Source organism: Rhodococcus sp. p52, from assembly GCF_000763325.2.
GTDB classification, from domain to species: domain Bacteria; phylum Actinomycetota; class Actinomycetes; order Mycobacteriales; family Mycobacteriaceae; genus Rhodococcus; species Rhodococcus pyridinivorans.
In genome coordinates, this window is record NZ_CP016819.1 from 2,166,209 (window position 1) to 2,182,392 (window position 16,184).

Consider the following 16,184-nt stretch of genomic DNA (forward strand, 5'->3'; position numbering starts at 1 on the left):
AGGATCAGACTGCTTCCTGTGCGACCCGGTCGGGGAGACGGACTGCGAGGCGGGTGCGGGTCGCGAGCAGGTGGTAGACGACGAAACCGAGACCGCAGCCGATGAACCAGCTGTACTGGGCGGCGGTTCCCATGCCGGGCGCATCGTTGAACAGCACAGGGATCATCGCTACCACGGCGCCGACGACGGTCGCGATCACCGCGGCCGGGTTGTAGCCCTTGCGGTAGAAGTACGCGCCCTTCTCCGACATCGTGAACAGGTCGTCGACGATCACCTTCTGCTTGCGCACGAGGTAGTAGTCGGCGATGAGGATGCCGAACAGCGGACCGATGAACGCGCCCAGGGTTTCCAGGGTGTAGTGGATGACCTCGGGGTTGTCGTACAGATTCCACGGGGTGATCAGTTCGCCGTAGACGGGCAGCGTGAGCGACGCGGTGATCACCACGAGCAGCGAGAAGACCAGGAAGTTCACCGGCAGACCGAGGAAGTTGCCCTTCTTGACGGCGGCGTAGGACATCCCGTACCGGGAGAAGTCGCCGAAGTTGAGCATCGGGCCGGAGAAGTACGAGACCACCAAGACGATCGCGCCGAGCATGACCGGCACCGACGCCCATCCGGTGTGCGTGACCTCACCGAGGGTCAGATCGATTGCGCTCCAACCGGCCTGGGAGATCAGATAACCGCACAGCAGGAGCATCACGACGTAGGCGGCCGGCCCGCAGAAGTCGATGAACCGCCGGATCGACTCCATGCCGCGCCAGAACACGCAGGCCTGCAGCACCCAGAGCGTCAGGAAGCTCGCCCATCCGAGTGCGGACAGGCCGGCGAACCCGTAGTCCTCGACCACCGCATAGGGTGCGAGCGAAGGGAACAGCTTGATCAGCACCACGTCGAGTGCCGCCGAGGCGAGGAAGGTCTGGATCCCGTACCACGCCACCGCGATCAGACCGCGGATGATCGCGGGGATGTTCGCACCGAGGACGCCGAAGACGCTGCGGCAGATCACCGGAGAGGGCGCACCCGTGACCTGGCTGGGCTAGTGCGTTCCGGCGGTCTCGGGGGCCGACACCTTGGCGACGAGATTGCAGAAGAAGTAGACGATCGTGATGCCCACGAGCAGGGCCACGAGGACCTGCCAGCTGGCCAGACCGAGAGCGAACAGGCTTCCGGCGGTGACGTACCCGCCCACGCTGTCGACGTCGGACATCCAGAACGCGAAGATGTTGTACGAACCCCACCGCTGGTTCTTCAGCGGGGCGAGGTCGTCGTTGGTCAACCGCGGGTCGTATCCGGTCGCGGGCGGCGGGGCTGCGGCGGGGACGTTGCCGGCGCTCGGTGTCAGCACTTCGGTCATGCCTGCTCCTGTGCGAGGGGGAGCCGCCCGTGTCCCGGTGCGAGCCCGGTGGGCGGAGTCGAATCGATCGACGGAACATCAACGGCGGTGGTGAATTCCGATGTGCAGACCGTAATGGAGCGATATTGCCGGAGAGGTACCCGGCTCTCGCGGTGATAGCCACGCGAGTCGCCTTCCTGCACAGCGCATTCGAGAAGACGGTGCGACTCTTCGACGCGCCGGTCGTCCTCCTCGGTGGCGTGGCGCACGGCCGCCGTGAGCGACGCCGATTCGAGAGTCTCACGGACTGAATACATCTCGCGCAGCTCCGCGATCGTCAGCTGGGCGACGATGTATCCATGGTTATGCCGGTGGGTCACGAGACCTTCGCCGATGAGGGTCTCGAGTGCTTCCCGGACCGGGATGCGACTCACCCCGAACAGCTCCGTGACCTCCCCGACGGGGATCGGTGTGCCCGGGGGTGCGGCTCCGGAGAGTAAGGCGCGGCGCAACTCTTCGAGGATCACGTCCTGCGGGCGGCCCGGTACGTCGACGCGGAGCTCGTCCAGCAACGCGGATCTACGGCGTGGTGCCACGACCGGGTCCTCCTCCTTCGTCCCCGGAATGCGAGTGCTCGACTCCGCGAAGGTAGTCCCGTCGTGTTACGTCCTCGTCTCCGCCGTGTGACGGGGATGCCCACCTCATACCCCGCCGCGCGGAGGGAAGGTCGGCAGCGTCGGCATCGGCCGCGGTGAGGTGGGCGTCCCCGTGGTGGGGCGAGGCGTCCCGGTGTTCGGCGTGTCGCTCTCCTCGGTGTCCCGGCGCGGGCGGTCCTCGTCCGGCTCGGCCCCGCGACCCGGCCCGCCGCGCCTGGTGAAGCCACCGACGGTCGATGTCGCCGTGGTGGCGGAAGCGGCGGTGGATTCCGCAGCGGGCTCGGCGGTCGCTGCCGAGGTGGGGGTCACCAACGGTGCCTCGAACTCGGGTTCCCCCGTCGTCGTCTCCGCGGGCTCGGTGGGCGTGGTCTCGGTTGTCGCTGCGGTCGTGCTCGTCGCCACCGGCGACCCGATGTCGAGCGTCGGCTCGGCCGCAGGACGCAGGCCCTGCCGCTCGACGGGCTCGGCCTGCGGGAACACGAACAACGCACCGACGCCCAGCACCGCGAACACCGCCACCGACGCCGCGATGACGGGAACGGTGCGCTTCGCCCGACGATCGCGACGGGGGAAGCCCTCCCGGTCCAGCGGTTCGAGCCGGCGCCCGAGATCGAGCAGTTCCGCCTCCGAGGGCTGCACCGTGAGCAGCCGTCCACGCAGGTGCGCGGGCAGAGGGGTGAAGGGGAGAAGCGAGAACGTTCCGAGCGCATTCGGCACGCGGGGCACCGCACGGTCGACGAAGTCCTGCGCATGGGCGAGGACATGTCCCTCGCCGGCGGAACCGAGCAACGCCTCGATCTCGTGGAACGAGAAGTGATGCCGGACCATCAGATCGACGACCTCGCGCGCGGTGCCGTCGAGCAGGTGGACCGCCTCACGGACGTCGAGCACGTCGGAAGCGGCCTGATAGGCGGGGGCGGCCGCGGGGAGATATTCGAGGGCGGAGCCGGTGCGCTCGAGCACGCGGATGCATTCGGCACGGACCACGGCGTAGAGCCAGGCCCGCAGGAGACTCTCGTCGCGCAGCGACCGGATCCGCGCGGTCGCCGTCCAGACCGCGTCGTACACCACGTCCGAGGCCGATGACACGGCGACGAAGCCGCACGCGTACGCGTACAGGCCGGGGGCGAAACGGTCGAAGACCGCTGCCGTGGCGTCCGGCTCCCCGTTCCGCAACGCTGCGGCGAGTTCGCGGTCCGGACGTCCGGGGTGGTGCCCCATCGATGGAACCTCCCTGTCGTGCATGCGCCCCGCGCGCGCCTGCGGTCGTGAGTTCCGGGGAAGTCTACGAGCAGGTGCGCCCCACGGTGAGGATGCGATCCATCGGGACCGTCGACGCCGGAAACGGGAGTGTCGCCACGCGGCGCGCGTCCGTAGGGTGGCGGGCATGGGGTGGACCACGAACGATATTCCGGATCTGTCGGGACGCACGATGATCGTGACGGGGGCCAACAGCGGACTCGGTGCAGAGACCGCCCGGGCGCTGGCGCACGCCGGTGCCGAGGTGGTGCTCGCGTGCCGCGATGTCGCCAAGGGTGAGTCGGTCGCGGCCGATCTCGGCGACCGCGCCACCGTGCGCCGTCTGGACCTGGCGGATCTCTCGTCGATCCGTGCGTTCGCCGACGAGGTTCGTGCCGAGCACGAGCGTATCGACGTCCTGGTCAACAACGCCGGCGTCATGGCGGTACCGCTGCGGCGGACGGCCGACGGGTTCGAGATGCAGATCGGTACCAATCACTTCGGCCACTTCGCGCTCACCGGGTTGCTGCTCGACCGCATCACCGACCGGGTGGTGACGGTCAGCAGCACGATGCACCGCATCGGCAGCATCGATCTCGACGACATCGATTGGGAACGTCGCCGCTACGAGCGGTGGCTCGCCTACGGGCAGTCGAAGCTCGCGAACCTGTTGTTCGCGTACGAACTGCAGCGACGCCTGACCGCAGCCGGATCGAGCGTGAGTTCGCTTGCCGCGCATCCGGGTTATTCGTCGACGAATCTGCAGTACCGCAGCGAGTCCTGGCACGGGAAAATCGTCGAACTCGTCACCCCGATCATCGGGCAGTCCCCGCAGCAGGGTGCGCTCCCGACGCTCTACGCGGCGACCTCACCGAATGCGGAGCCGGGTGGCTACTACGGGCCGGATTCCTTCTTCGAGATGCGCGGCCGGCCGAAGCGGGTGCAGTCCACCTCGCGGTCACGCGACGAGATCCTGGCGCGGAGGTTGTGGGAACTGTCGGAGCGGGTGTGCTCCGTCGAGTACTCGATGCCCTAGATCTTTCGATACCGTAGATCCTGCAGTTCTCAGGTCAGGGTGAACGAGACCGGCGGCAGATCGTCGCGTCGGCACAGTCCGGTCTGATCCACGAGGTCGAGGGTGCGCAGATAACGCCGGACCAGATCGCCTGCCGAGAGCCCCGCATCCGATGCGGTGCGCAGGGCGGCGGCGAGTCCGTCCCCGCGTGCCCAGCGGTGGATCGCGGCGACGGCGATGGGATCCGGATCCGGCCCCACTTCCAGGCCGAGACGCTCTTCGCGTCCGGCGAGTTCGCTCCACAGCCGTGAGGTGGCGCGCAGCGCCTCGTCGATCGCCGGGGTGGTGCGTCCGGGGACTCCGACGGTGCGGCGCCGGGTCTCGCCCAGAGCGCTCGAGGCGACGGCGGCGAGCTCGGCCGGTGTCAGCCCCGACCACGCGCCCGTCCGCACGCATTCGGCGACGAGAAGGTCGTTCGCGCAGTAGATCCGGCCCAGACGACGACCGTCGTCGGTGACGTAGGCCGACCCGCCCATCGGGTCGCGGAGCAGATAACCCCGCTCCTCGAGCAGATCCAGTGTGCGATCGAAGGTCTCGACGAGGCGTCCGGTGACCGTGTCGATCTGCGACCGCATCCGTTCGGTGTCGCCGTGCACCGCGGCGCGTCGCGCAGAGAGGGCGAGGAGGCGCTCCCTATCGCCGCGTCGATGTGCAGGATGCGACCGCACCGCCCGTGCCAGCGACGTCACCAGCTCGGCCGAACCGGAGCGTCGTGCCTCGGCGAGCCGGTCGCACAGGTGCCGGTACTCGGTGAAGCCCTCGGCGTCCCCGAGTTCGGTGTCGAGATCACGCAGCGCCGTCGTGTTCGCGCGGACGGCGTCGGTGAGCGCCGCGACGGATCGTTCGGCCTGGAACTGGGCGAACGAGCGTCGCAGGAACTCGCGGGAGCCGGGGATGCCGCGACCGGCGACCAGGTTGACCGCGGTGTTGTAGCCGACGCGCAGCGAACTGTGGAGCGGGTACGAGCGTGCGCCGGCGAGGCCGGCGACGGTCGCGGGGGCGGCCTCGGGACTCCACAGCACGACGGCGTGGCCTTCGACATCGATGCCGCGCCGACCGGCGCGACCGGTGAGCTGGGTGTACTCGCCGGGGGAGAGGCGCACCGGTCCGTCGGCGGTGGGTTTGACGAGGCGTTCGAGGACGACGGTGCGCGCCGGCATGTTCACCCCCACGGCGAGGGTCTCAGTGGCGAACACGACCCGCACGAGACCGCGGGCGAACAACTCCTCGACGGTGTGACGGAAGGCCGGGATCAGACCGGCGTGGTGCGCGGCGAACCCGCGTTCGAGTCCTTCGAGCCACTCGGCGTGACCGACGGCGTCGAGATCTGCGGGCGGCAGCGCTGCGGTGTGCCGGTCGGCGACCGCGCGGATCTCGGCGACGTCGGCCGCCTCGGTGAGCCGAACCGACGATTCGAGGCATTCGGCGACGGCGCCGTCGCACCCGTTGCGGCTGAACCGGAACCAGATGGCCGGCAACAGTTGTTCGGCCTCGAGCCGGGCGACGACCTCGGGCAGGTCGGCACCGGCCGGTCCGGGTGCTCCGCGCGCACGTCGCCGTCGTCGTCCACGGCCGGTCGCGGGGCCGGGCGCGGCCTCGACGAGCTGGCGGTGGGCGATGTACCGCTCGAGGGTCTCGTCGACGGTGCCGGACGGGGACAACAGGTCGAACAGCCGCCCGCCGGCGAGCATGTGCTGGGTGAGCGGGACGGGCCGGGTCTCCTCGACGACGACCGCGAGGTCGCCACGGACGCCGCGCAGCCAGCCGCCGAACTCCTCGGCGTTGCTCACCGTGGCCGACAGGCTGGTCAGCCGCACGTCACCGGGAAGGGAGAGGATCGCTTCCTCCCACACCGCACCGCGCTCGCGGTCGGCGAGATAGTGCACCTCGTCCATGACGACGTGGGTGAGTCCGTGCAGGAGCGGGGAGCCGCCGTGCAGCATGCTGCGCAGCACTTCGGTGGTCATGACGACCACGGGCGCGTGCGGGTCCAGCGAGATGTCGCCGGTGAGCAGACCGACGCGGTCGTCGCCGAAGCGACGCGACAGGTCGAAGTACTTCTGGTTGCTCAGCGCCTTGATGGGGGTGGTGTAGAAGCAGCGTCCGCCCGCTGCGAGCGCGAGACGGGCGGCGAATTCACCGACGACGGTCTTGCCCGCCCCGGTGGGGGCGCACACCAGGACGTCGCGGTCGTCCTCGAGGGCTCGGCAGGCCTCGACCTGGAAGTCGTCGAGGGGGAAATCGAGTTCGGTCGCGAACAGCGCGAGCTGCGACCGGTCCTGCGTGCGCACGTGTCCACGCTACGGGTCGGCGCGGACATGTGCGCAGCGCAGGGTGACTCAGTCCTCCGTCACCTCGAGGGTGACGTCGATGTTGCCGCGGGTCGCGTTGGAGTACGGGCACACCTGATGGGCCTTCTCGGTGAGCTCGAGCGCCTGCTCGCGGGGGAGGTTCGGAAGAGTCACCTCGAGGGTGACGGCGAGACCGAATCCGCCGCCGTCGGTCGGGCCGATGCCGACGCGGGCGCCGACCGCGGAGTCGCTGACGTCCGCCTTCTCCTGTCGGGCGATCATCTGCAGTGCCGAGTGGAAGCACGCGGCGTACCCGGCGGCGAAGAGTTGTTCGGGGTTGGTGCCCTTGCCGCTGCCGCCCATCTCGGTGGGGATGGACAGGTCGAGGTCGAGCTTGCCGTCGCTGGTGCGGGCGTGGCCGTCGCGGCCTGCTCCGGTGGCGAGTGCTTCGGCGGTGTAGATGATGTTCACGATGTCCTGCCTTTCTTCGAGAGTGCGCCGGGTGCTTCCTGCAACGCGGCGGTCAGGCGGTGGAGCGTCTCGCGCAGCGCGACCAGTTCGTCGACGTCGAACCGGCTGTCCCGCGTCACGCAGCCGGGGATGTCCGTGGCCTCTGTCCGGAGTGCATCTCCCGCTTCGGTGAGGTGGACGACGACACGACGTTCGTCGGTCTGCTGCCGGCGTCGTTCGACGTATCCGGCGGCCTGGAGCCGTTTGAGCAGGGGGGAGAGTGTGCCTGTGTCGAGATCGAGCGAGTCGCACAGATCCTGCACGCCTCGCGCATCGCGTTCCCACAGCGCCAGGAGCACCAGGTACTGCGGGTAGGTGATGCCCAGCCGATCGAGATGTGGCCGATATGCGGCCGTGATGGTGCGGGAGGCGCGGTAGAGCGCGAAGCACACCTGCTGGTCGAGTTCGAGTGGAGACGGCACGGGAATGAATGTAGCGCCCCGTTTTGTTGTACACAACATTAATGGCCACAACTCGATACGTGTTCCGGATCACTTCCATGTGGGAATTGAGAGCGCTCTGGGCACGTTAGTTGAGTGAGAATGGCTCAAGTTCGACAGAAAGGCTTCGGAATGCCGGCATTCTTCGGGCCTGGTGACCCCGGCCGAATCGACATCACTCGTTTCATGAGCCGCGGTACCCAGGACCTCCTCGCCCACGCAGCGCGCTACGCCACCGACCGTGGTGACGCGGAACTCGACGTGCTGCACCTCCTCCGCGCGATGGCGGAGCAGGATCCGTCCCGCACGGTCATGACGCGCGCCGGAGCCGCCCCCGCCGACGTCGCTGCCGCCGTCGACCAGCGGCTGCCGCAGAGCCGCCCCGGTGAGGCCGTCTCCGCACCCGCACTGACCGGTGCCGTGAAGACCGCACTCCTCGAAGCGCACCAGCTCTCGCGTGCGCTCGGCTCCACCTACATCGACCCCGAGCACCTGTTCTTCACGCTCGCGGCCGACCAGACCCGCGCTCCCGGACGCCTGCTGGCGTCCCTGGGCGTGACCCCGCAGGCGTTGCAGACCGCACTGCAGCCCACCCCCGCAGCTCCCGCCGCGGAGGAGACCCCGACGCCGACGCTCGACAAATTCGGCGTCGACCTCACCGAGCGGGCGCGCGGCGGCGGCATCGACCCCGTCATCGGCCGTACCGACGAGATCGAGCAGACGATCGAGATCCTCGCGCGACGCACCAAGAACAACCCGGTGCTCGTCGGTGAGGCCGGCGTCGGCAAGACCGCCATCGTCGAAGGACTCGCCCAGCGCATCGTCGACGGGGACGTCCCGGACATCCTGCAGGACAAGCGGATCGTCCAGCTCGACCTGACGGCGATGGTCGCCGGAACCCGATACCGGGGCGACTTCGAGGAACGTCTCACCACAGCGCTCGACGAGATCACCGCCCAGCAGGGCAAGCTCATCGTCTTCATCGACGAGATCCACACCGTCGTCGGCGCAGGCGCCGGCAACGAGGGCGCGATGGACGCGGCGAACATCCTCAAGCCGAAGCTCGCCCGCGGTGAACTGCATGTCGTCGGTGCGACCACCCTCGACGAGTACCGCAAGCACATCGAGAAGGATCCGGCGCTCGAACGCCGTTTCCAGCCCGTCACGGTCGACGAGCCAGCACGCGACGACGCCGTCGCGATCCTGAAGGGTCTCGCCGATCGGTACGCCGAGTTCCACAAGGTCCGGTACACCGACGAAGCGCTCGAAGCGGCCGTCGACCTGTCGATGCGGTACCTGCCCGACCGGCACCTGCCGGACAAGGCGATCGACCTCGTCGACCAGGCCGGTGCACGACTGCGCCTGCGGGTGCCGCGCACCGACGTGACCGAACTGCGTTCGAGGCTGGACGAACTCGAAGCGGAGAAGGATCGCGCCGTCGAGGCCGAACAGTACGAGGATGCCTCGCGCATCCGCGACGAGATCCTTCGCGTCCAGGCTCGGATCGACGGTGGCGACAGCGAGGGCAACGGAGAGGGAACTCCGACCGTCGACCCGGAGCTGATCGCCGAGATCGTCTCGCGGGCCACCGGAGTCCCCGCATCGCGGATGACCCGCGCCGAGAAGGAGAGGCTGCGCACTCTCGAGGACGAGCTGCACAAGCGCGTCGTCGGACAGGACGAAGCCGTCCACGCCGTGGCACGTGCCGTGCGGCGCAGCCGCTCCGGCATGAGCGACCCGCGTCGTCCGGTGGGCAGCTTCCTGTTCCTCGGTCCCACCGGCGTCGGCAAGACCGAGCTCGCGAAGGCGCTCGCCGAGGTGCTCTTCGGTGACGAGCGCACCATGCTGCGCATCGATATGAGCGAGTTCGGCGAACGCCACACCGTGAGCCGTCTCGTCGGCGCCCCTCCCGGTTACGTCGGTTACGGCGAGGCCGGACAGCTCACCGAACAGGTGCGTCGCCACCCCTACTCGGTGGTGCTGCTCGACGAGATCGAGAAGGCGCACCCGGACGTGTTCAACACACTGCTGCAGGTCCTCGACGACGGTCGCCTCACCGACGGTGAGGGACGCACGGTGGACTTCACCAATACCGTCGTCATCATGACCAGCAACCTCGGTTCGGACATCATCTCGAGCCGCGGAGGCGCGCTCGGCTTCACCACCGGTGACGCCGAGGCGGCCGAGAAGCCGCTGCGTGACCGGGTCATGGGACGGCTGCGCGAATCGATGCGGCCGGAGTTCCTCAACCGCATCGACGAGATCGTGATGTTCCGCAAGCTCGACGACGACCAGCTGCACCGGATCACCGAGCTGCTGCTCGACGACAGCCGGAAGCGGCTGCAGAGCAGGGGGATCGACCTCGAGTTCACCGCCGACGCGGTGGCGTGGATCGCCCGCAACGGTCACCAGCCCGAGTTCGGTGCCCGTCCGTTGCGCCGCTCGATCTCCCGGGTGGTCGACGACCGCATCGCCGACATGCTGCTCGACGACGCGCTCGCCGAGGGCAACCGGGTCACGGCGGACGTCGTGGAAGACGAACTGCTGCTCCAGGTGAGCTGACCCGCACGACGAGGAAGGGGAGAGATGCCACGGCATCTCTCCCCTTCCCGCGTTCGGGGGGTGGTCAGCGGGCGGTGAGACGACGGATCGCCTCGAGCGGCAGATGAAGCCACGAGGGACGGTGCCGAGCCTCGTAGACCACCTCGTAGACCGCCTTGTCGAGCTCGTAACCACGCAGCAGGACGTCGGAGCCCCGTGGATCCGTGCCCGAGGCAGCTGCGTAGCCGTCGCAGAAGGCGGCACAGTTGCGTTCGGCCCACTCCCGGGCCCGGAACTCCCGCTGCGACTCCACCGCCGTGCCTTGTTCGGATTCACGGATCGAATGATGCGCGGCGTAGTCGAACGACCGCAGCATCCCCGCCACGTCCCGGAACGGACTGTCGGGCTTGCGGCGCTCCTCGAGCGACTTCGCGGGTTCGCCCTCGAAGTCGATGAGCAACCAGCGCTCGGGGGTACGCAGCACCTGCCCGAGATGCAGGTCGCCGTGGATGCGGTGCACCGGAACCTGACCCAGCGCCGCAACCTCATCGAACCGGGCCCGGACCGCGTCGGTGAGTTCGGCGAGCTCGGGGACCTCGGCCGCCGCACCCTCGAGCCGGCGGATCATGCCCTCGGCCAGTTCGGCGGCGGCGCGCTCGTCGGTGCCGAGCGCGGAGCCGAGATGGGCGTGCACATCCGCGACGGCCGCACCGATGCGATGGGATTCCCCGGCGAAGTCGGTGCCCACCTCGTCGGCGCGCAGGTCTCCTTCCAGGAGCAGGTCCCGGACACTGCCGAGTGCCATCGACCAGCCGTCGGCCGAGTTCGCCGCGAAGTCCTGCACCATCGCCAGCGTGGTGCGGACCCCGTCGACCTCCGCTTCGATCCATGCCCGGATCGGGGCGATCGACCGACATCCGTCCTCGCCGAGCGCGAGCGGCAGTTCGACGTCCGGATTGATGCCGAGCGTGAGCCGACGAAACATCTTGAGCAGCAACTTCTCTCCGAGGACCACGGAGGTGTTGGACTGCTCCGCGCTCAGCGCACGCCCACGCAGGCCCGGTTCGATGACCGCACCCGGCACGGTGTGGAGATCCACCGGGCCGGCGGGGGTGCCGCTCGCCAGATTGCGCGAATACCGGTCGAGGATCTCCTGATCGCGGAGGCCGTCGTAGACGTGCAGGCCGTGGTCGTGGGAGTCGTCGGGGCCGACCACGCTCCACGACTGCAGTTCCTCGGGGAGATGGGAACGGAAACCGAGGGGCACTTGATAGATCTGGTCCGCGGTCGAGTCGAACGAGACCTTCACGATCAGATGGTCGGCCCCGAAACCGGACTCCTCCACGAGCGGATGACGCAGGACGACACCGATCCCGGTGATGGTGTGGCCCTTGGCCGCGAACCATCGCTGGTGCGGCATCCATTCGCGCAGATCCTCGACGAGCCGTTCGTCCGGGTAGAGCTCGTTGTTGGTCGTCACGGCTGCACCGCCGCTTCCGCTTCGCTGCTCACCGGGTGTTCGCCCGGTCCCTCCTTGGACGGATCGGGTTGCAGGGCGAACCAGAAGAATCCGTGACCGGGCAGGGTGATCATGTAACCCTCCTCCGTGATCGTCGGGAACGGGACGGACCCGGTCAGCTCCACCGGGATCCACCCGGCGAAGCGCGACAGATCGAGGACGACCGCCTGCGGATAGCGCGACAGGTTGTTCACGCACAGGATGACGTCGCTGTAGTTGCGTTCCGGGCCGGGCGACATCTCGCGCAGATAGGACAGGATCGCGGGATTCGCGCTGCCGAGTTCGGTGAACGAGGCCTCACCGAAGGCCGGATGCTGCTTGCGGACCTGGATCATCCGCCGCGTCCAGTGCAACAGCGAGTTCGTCGAGTTCATCTGCGATTCGACGTTCACCGCCTGGTACCCGTAGGTGGGATCCATGATCACCGGCAGGTACAACCGGCCCGGATCGGCGCGGGAGAAGCCCGCGTTGCGGTCGGGGGTCCACTGCATCGGGGTCCGCACCGCGTCGCGGTCGCCGAGCCAGATGTTGTCGCCCATGCCGATCTCGTCGCCGTAGTACAGGACGGGGGAACCCGGCAGGCTCAGCAACAGAGCGGTGAAGAGCTCGAGCTGGTTGCGGTCGTTCTCCAGCAACGGCGCCAGACGACGGCGGATGCCGATGTTCGCGCGCATCCGCGGGTCGGTGACGTACTCGGCGTACATGTAGTCGCGTTCCTCGTCCGTCACCATCTCGAGGGTCAGCTCGTCGTGGTTGCGGAGGAAGATGCCCCACTGGGCGGTCTTCGGGATCGGCGGGGGCTGGGCGAGGATCTCCGAGATCGGGAAACGGTTCTGTCGCCGCACCGCCATGAAGATGCGCGGCATCAGCGGGAAGTGGAAAGCCATGTGGCACTCGTCGCCGATCTCGGGTTCGCCGAAGTACTCGACGACGTCGGTGGGCCACTGGTTCGCCTCCGCCAGCATCACCCGGCCGGGATATTCGGCATCCATCACCGCACGGCACTTCTTGAGGAAGGCGTGCGTCTCGGGGAGGTTCTCGCAGTTGGTCCCCTCACGCTCGAACAGATAGGGGACCGCGTCGAGGCGGAACCCGTCGATGCCGAGATCGAGCCAGAACCGCAGGACGTCGAGCATCGCGTCCTGTACTTCGGGGTTGTCGTAGTTCAGGTCGGGCTGGTGCGAGAAGAACCGGTGCCAGTAGTACTGCTTGCGCACCGGATCCCACGTCCAGTTGGACGTCTCGGTGTCGACGAAGATGATGCGGGCCTCCTGGTATCGGTCGTCGACATCCGACCACACGTAGAAGTCGCCGTACGGCCCGTCGGGGTCGCTCCGGGATTCCTGGAACCACGCGTGCGTGTCGGACGTGTGGTTCATGACGAGGTCGGTGATGACGCGGATACCGCGTTTGTGCGCCTCGTCGAGGAAGGTGACGAAGTCCTCGACCGTGCCGAATTCCGGTAGCACCGCCCGGAAGTCGCGGATGTCGTAGCCGCCGTCGCGGAGCGGTGAATCGTAGAAGGGCGGCAGCCAGATGCAGTCGGCGCCGAGCCACGCGATGTAGTCGAGTTTCTCGGTCAGCCCCCGCAGGTCGCCGGTGCCGTCGTTGTTCGAGTCGTTGAAAGCGCGGGCGAGAACCTCGTAGAACACCGCGGTCTTGAACCAGTCCGGGTCGACGGGCAGGCTGCGCGCATGGGCGAAGTCCTCCGCCCGGCTCTCGACGAGATGACCGTCTTCGGTGTGTTCGTATTCGGGTACTCGGTCGGACGGATCCGGCATGGCACCTCCGTGCTCGTCGCGTCGCAGGATGGACTCGCCACAGAATGCCCCGGCGGACGGATTTCCACACCCGGACAGGACGGAACGCTATGTGAGTGCACGTGTGCGCCGATAGATTGGCGGGCATGACTGCGAACCGGCCCGAAGGGCGGGTGGCCGAGCTGTGCACCCGCATGCGTTCGTTCATCGACGACGAGGTGATTCCTCTCGAACCCGTCCTGAGCCGTCACGACGACAAGGCCGCCGAGGCGCTCGTCGGGCTGAAGGCCAGGGCGAAGGAACTCGGGCTGTGGGCTCTGGGGCATCCCGAGGAGATGGGAGGGGGCGGGGTTCCCTTCCTCGACTTCGTCTACCTCAACGAGATCATCGGCCGCTCCGAGTACGGTCAGCTCGCGGTGGGATCGGTGTCCATGCAGGACGCCCTGATGATCCAGCGGCACGGCACCGCCGAACAACGCGAGCGCTGGATCCCAGGGCTCGTCTCTGGCGACATCCTGCCCTCTGTCGGCATGACCGAGCCGGAGGTGGCGGGATCCGACCCCGTGCTCGTGCAGACCACCGCCTGGCTCGAGAACGGCGAATGGGTGATCGACGGGCACAAGTGGTTCACCACCGGCGCCGCGCAGGCCGGCTACTGCACGGTCTTCGCCCGGACCGAACCCGAGTCGACTCCGCTGCACCGCAGCATCAGCGCGATCATCGTGCCCATCGACACCCCCGGACTCGAGATCGTGCGGGCGATCCCCACGATGGGGCACGACCCGAGCGATCACTACGAGGTGCGGTACGACGGTGCGCGCGTTCCCGAGGAGAACGTGCTCGGTGAACGCGGCAACGGCTTCGTCGTCGCGCAGGACCGGCTCGGGCCGGGACGGATCTTCCACTGCATGCGGTGGCTCGGCCAGGCCCAACGGGCCTTCGAACTCATGTGTGCGCGCGCCAACTCCCGCTTCGCCCACGGATCGCTGCTCGCCGAGAAGGGTGAGATCCAGCGCTACATCGCCGAATCCGCCGCCGACATCCAGGCCGCCCGTCTGATGACGCTGGACGCCGCGCGGGTGATGGATGCGGGGGAGGACGCCCGGGTCCGGATCGGGCTCATCAAGTTCCGCGGCGCGCAGATGCTGCACGATGTCGTCGACCGTGCGATCCAGGTGTACGGGGCGCTCGGTCTCACCGCCGACACGCCGCTCGAGGGGATGTACCGGCGGGCGCGCTACGCCCGTATCTACGACGGCCCCGACGAGGTGCACCGGATGTCCACGGCACGGCGGATGCTGCGCGACCCGGAACGCGTGCCGTGGCGGTAGACCGCCGGCCGCTCGTGACCAATGCGACCTGCTCTTCGCGCTAGGGTTCTTCGGCACGCCGGGAGGTCGATGCAAGTATGTGGCGTGGCATCGGGGGAGGTCGGCAACAGGGAGCGGTCGAGCGGCGCGCGGTCCGAAGGGTGATCTCATGGAACGCTTCGCGGTGGGTGCCGACGATGCGTTCGTCCTGCTCCGGAAGTTGTCCGAGGAACGCAACGTGCCCCTGCGACGGATCGCGGGGCACGTGGTCGACGCGGGCGGTGAGGTATCTATGCCAGTTCGGGTGGGAAGCCTCCCGTGGCCACCGGGCTCCAGCGGGTCGGGGTGATCCGGATCAGCGACTTGCGCTGATCGCGCATGGCCTGCCGGTACTCGTCCCAGTCCGAATGTTCCCCGGCGATGTTGCGGAAGTACTCGACGAGCGGTTCGACGTCGTCGTGGGCATCGATCACCTCCGCGGTTCCGTCGACCTGCACCCACGCGTCGTTCCAGTCGTCGGACAGCACGACGACACCGACCTCGGGCCGGCTGCGGGCGTTGCGGGTCTTGGCGCGCCGGGGATAGGTCGCGATCACGATGCGTCCGCGGTCGTCGACGCCGCCGGTGACGGGGGATGCCTGCGGTGTGCCGTCGTCGCGTTGCGTCATGAGGATCATTCGGTGCCGGGGCCGGACGAAGTCCAGCAGTTCCTGCAGGCCGACTGCGGTGTTGGTGGCGATCTTGCGGGCCATTCACGTTCTCCTGTTCCGAAGGGTCACGACTCGAGGAGCGCCGCGAGTCGCGCGAGGTCCTCTTCCACCATGCGCGTGTCGCGGTCGAACTCGTCGTCGGTCAGTTCGATCTGCCGGACGGTGAGGACGACTTCGGCACCGTCCGGATGGGGGAGTACCCGCATCGGGTTGTGCACCGTCGTACCCGACGGCAGTGTCACCTCGTGGTCGAGCACCCCGTAATCGTTGGCGCCGACGAACCGCACGGTGACCTCGCCCATCGGGGAGTCCGCGACGAGGGCGTCGCCGATCCGCCGCACCTCGCTTTGTGCCAGACCGGCCGCCCACTTCGGCAGGTTGTCGGGATCCGCGGCGAACTCGTAGACCCGGCGCGGTGGGCATCGGACGACCCGAGCGACATGGCGGCTGCGGACGACGTGCGTGCTCATGCTCGCCACATTAGAAGTTCGGGAGGTCGATCGCCGCCGGAATGTGGGAGTTCCTGAAGCGCAACGTCTTCGGAGCGACGGCGTTCAGCCGGTACCCGGATCGGCGCGGCCCTCTTCGTCACCTTCTCGGTACTCCTCGCCGTCTTCGTCTTCGTCTTCGTCTTCCTCGCCCTCGGAGCACTACTGGAGCAGACCGGTCCGACGAGGGTCGGGGGTTATTTCGGGCTCGCCGCTGCCGCCGGCGCCTGGTACACCTCCGCTGCCGGGGTGCTGAGCACGACCTTCGGGCGTGTCGTCCTGCCCACGGGCCCACGCTGACGGGGCACCTCT

At 68.2% G+C, this 16,184-nt stretch carries 14 protein-coding genes and 1 pseudogene; 5 read left to right on the top strand and 10 right to left on the bottom strand.

Annotated features, from left to right (window positions below):
- Nucleotides 1-4: 4 nt before the first annotated feature.
- The 3 genes and pseudogenes from IM25_RS10075 to IM25_RS10085 all read right to left on the bottom strand — a co-directional run bounded on the left by IM25_RS10075 (nt 5) and on the right by IM25_RS10085 (nt 3,210).
- Nucleotides 5-1,354: pseudogene (locus IM25_RS10075) on the bottom strand (NCS1 family nucleobase:cation symporter-1).
- Nucleotides 1,351-1,929 carry a GntR family transcriptional regulator gene (locus tag IM25_RS10080; protein WP_232333436.1) on the bottom strand — a complete coding sequence of 193 codons (579 nt, stop codon included), beginning with the start codon at nt 1,927-1,929 and terminating at the stop codon, nt 1,351-1,353. The pseudogene IM25_RS10075 and the gene IM25_RS10080 overlap by 4 nt, the downstream one beginning before the upstream one ends.
- A 105-nt stretch (nt 1,930-2,034) precedes the next feature.
- Nucleotides 2,035-3,210, bottom strand: a complete 1,176-nt coding sequence (locus tag IM25_RS10085) for an RNA polymerase sigma factor (protein WP_065996009.1) — start codon at nt 3,208-3,210, stop codon at nt 2,035-2,037.
- A 166-nt stretch (nt 3,211-3,376) separates the two neighbouring features.
- On the opposite strand from IM25_RS10085, the gene IM25_RS10090 reads away from it, so the two are divergent.
- Nucleotides 3,377-4,264: an oxidoreductase gene (locus IM25_RS10090; protein ID WP_024103050.1), complete on the top strand. Its 888-nt coding sequence runs from the start codon at nt 3,377-3,379 to the stop codon at nt 4,262-4,264.
- Between the two features lie 29 nt (nt 4,265-4,293).
- Here IM25_RS10090 and IM25_RS10095 read toward each other — a convergent pair whose 3' ends face one another.
- From IM25_RS10095 to IM25_RS10105, 3 genes are read right to left on the bottom strand one after another with little or no spacing between them, the layout of a single operon-like run.
- Nucleotides 4,294-6,594 (bottom strand): DEAD/DEAH box helicase, encoded by a 2,301-nt coding sequence (locus tag IM25_RS10095; RefSeq protein WP_033096807.1) that lies wholly within the window; start codon nt 6,592-6,594, stop codon nt 4,294-4,296.
- A 48-nt stretch (nt 6,595-6,642) separates the two neighbouring features.
- Entirely contained in the window at nt 6,643-7,065 is a 423-nt protein-coding gene (locus tag IM25_RS10100; RefSeq protein WP_006551727.1) for an organic hydroperoxide resistance protein, read from the bottom strand.
- Nucleotides 7,062-7,526 carry a MarR family winged helix-turn-helix transcriptional regulator gene (locus tag IM25_RS10105; protein ID WP_065996010.1) on the bottom strand — a complete coding sequence of 155 codons (465 nt, stop codon included), beginning with the start codon at nt 7,524-7,526 and terminating at the stop codon, nt 7,062-7,064. Before IM25_RS10105 ends, IM25_RS10100 begins: the two co-directional genes overlap by 4 nt.
- A 150-nt stretch (nt 7,527-7,676) precedes the next feature.
- On the opposite strand from IM25_RS10105, the gene IM25_RS10110 reads away from it, so the two are divergent.
- On the top strand, nt 7,677-10,106 hold the full coding sequence (locus IM25_RS10110) for an ATP-dependent Clp protease ATP-binding subunit (protein WP_065996011.1): 2,430 nt from the start codon (nt 7,677-7,679) through the stop codon (nt 10,104-10,106).
- A 64-nt stretch (nt 10,107-10,170) separates the two neighbouring features.
- On the opposite strand, the gene IM25_RS10115 is transcribed toward IM25_RS10110, so the two are convergent.
- Both IM25_RS10115 and treS read right to left on the bottom strand, forming a co-directional pair.
- A complete protein-coding gene (locus tag IM25_RS10115; protein ID WP_228045099.1) occupies nt 10,171-11,505 on the bottom strand; it encodes a maltokinase N-terminal cap-like domain-containing protein in 1,335 nt (444 codons plus the stop codon).
- A gap of 56 nt (nt 11,506-11,561) precedes the next feature.
- A complete protein-coding gene (treS, locus tag IM25_RS10120; RefSeq protein ID WP_065996012.1) occupies nt 11,562-13,385 on the bottom strand; it encodes a maltose alpha-D-glucosyltransferase in 1,824 nt (607 codons plus the stop codon).
- Nucleotides 13,386-13,510: 125 nt separating this feature from the next.
- On the opposite strand from treS, the gene IM25_RS10125 reads away from it, so the two are divergent.
- Together IM25_RS10125 and IM25_RS26775 are read left to right on the top strand one after the other, a co-directional pair.
- Nucleotides 13,511-14,695: an acyl-CoA dehydrogenase family protein gene (locus IM25_RS10125; RefSeq protein WP_198162552.1), complete on the top strand. Its 1,185-nt coding sequence runs from the start codon at nt 13,511-13,513 to the stop codon at nt 14,693-14,695.
- 148 nt (nt 14,696-14,843) lie between these two features.
- Complete coding sequence (locus IM25_RS26775; protein ID WP_228044897.1) at nt 14,844-15,023, top strand: ANTAR domain-containing protein; 180 nt, start codon at nt 14,844-14,846, stop codon at nt 15,021-15,023.
- Here the strand turns inward: IM25_RS26775 and IM25_RS10130 are convergent.
- Both IM25_RS10130 and IM25_RS10135 read right to left on the bottom strand, forming a co-directional pair.
- The gene (locus tag IM25_RS10130) at nt 14,965-15,426 is read right to left on the bottom strand and encodes a PPOX class F420-dependent oxidoreductase (protein WP_006551722.1); all 462 of its coding nucleotides are present in this window, start codon (nt 15,424-15,426) and stop codon (nt 14,965-14,967) included. The genes IM25_RS26775 and IM25_RS10130 overlap by 59 nt on opposite strands.
- 23 nt (nt 15,427-15,449) lie before the next feature.
- Nucleotides 15,450-15,854 (bottom strand): SRPBCC family protein, encoded by a 405-nt coding sequence (locus IM25_RS10135; RefSeq protein WP_024103059.1) that lies wholly within the window; start codon nt 15,852-15,854, stop codon nt 15,450-15,452.
- A gap of 99 nt (nt 15,855-15,953) precedes the next feature.
- Here IM25_RS10135 and IM25_RS27590 point away from each other — a divergent pair, with 99 nt between their 5' ends.
- Nucleotides 15,954-16,172: a GPR1/FUN34/YaaH family transporter gene (locus IM25_RS27590; RefSeq protein WP_084295080.1), complete on the top strand. Its 219-nt coding sequence runs from the start codon at nt 15,954-15,956 to the stop codon at nt 16,170-16,172.
- Nucleotides 16,173-16,184: the final 12 nt, after the last annotated feature.

Excerpts from the sequence above, each read along its gene's own strand:
- IM25_RS10085 (WP_065996009.1), bottom strand. The coding sequence starts at position 3,210 with ATGGGGCACCACCCCGGACGTCCGGACCGCGAACTCGCCGCAGCGTTG.
- IM25_RS10115 (WP_228045099.1), bottom strand. The coding sequence starts at position 11,505 with ATGCCGCACCAGCGATGGTTCGCGGCCAAGGGCCACACCATCACCGGG.
- IM25_RS10135 (WP_024103059.1), bottom strand. The coding sequence starts at position 15,854 with ATGAGCACGCACGTCGTCCGCAGCCGCCATGTCGCTCGGGTCGTCCGA.
- treS (WP_065996012.1), bottom strand. The coding sequence starts at position 13,385 with ATGCCGGATCCGTCCGACCGAGTACCCGAATACGAACACACCGAAGAC.
- IM25_RS10110 (WP_065996011.1), top strand. The coding sequence starts at position 7,677 with ATGCCGGCATTCTTCGGGCCTGGTGACCCCGGCCGAATCGACATCACT.
- IM25_RS26775 (WP_228044897.1), top strand. The coding sequence starts at position 14,844 with ATGGAACGCTTCGCGGTGGGTGCCGACGATGCGTTCGTCCTGCTCCGG.
- IM25_RS10130 (WP_006551722.1), bottom strand. The coding sequence starts at position 15,426 with ATGGCCCGCAAGATCGCCACCAACACCGCAGTCGGCCTGCAGGAACTG.
- IM25_RS10090 (WP_024103050.1), top strand. The coding sequence starts at position 3,377 with ATGGGGTGGACCACGAACGATATTCCGGATCTGTCGGGACGCACGATG.
- IM25_RS10125 (WP_198162552.1), top strand. The coding sequence starts at position 13,511 with ATGACTGCGAACCGGCCCGAAGGGCGGGTGGCCGAGCTGTGCACCCGC.